1 pseudogene is annotated in these 380 nt (G+C 59.5%); it reads left to right on the top strand.

From position 1 onward, the window contains the following. Positions 1–380, top strand: a pseudogene (locus tag G8O24_RS47445) (alpha-ketoglutarate permease); the annotation flags it as partial.

Below are 380 nucleotides of genomic sequence, written 5' to 3'. Positions count from 1 at the left end.
TCTTTGCCGCCGGTGGAGTCGTTTATACCTGGGTTCTCGTGACCTGTCTGTCGCATGCCCGCACGCACGTAACTGCATTCCTCATGCTGCTCATGGGCTATATCTTCCTCACCGACTATACCTCGATCTCCGCCGTTGTGAAGTCAGACCTTTTCCCAACCGATGTCAGGGCGCTGGGTGTTGGGATGGCCCATGGTTTCGCGAATTCCCTGTTCGGCGGCACGGCTCCACTCATTTACGTGTGGGCGAAACAGGGTGACGCGATCCCCGCCTTCATCGGGTATGTGACGGCGCTGTCCGCGGTCACCTTCCTTACGATCCTCTTCGGGCTGACCACACGGACTGCGTCACACCTGGATGCGCCGACGAAGGGTGGGCAC

It is taken from the genome of Bradyrhizobium campsiandrae (assembly GCF_014529705.1).
Taxonomy (GTDB): domain Bacteria; phylum Pseudomonadota; class Alphaproteobacteria; order Rhizobiales; family Xanthobacteraceae; genus Bradyrhizobium; species Bradyrhizobium campsiandrae.
Note: the sequence above shows the minus strand (reverse complement) of the source record. Positions and strands in the feature narration are given on the sequence as shown.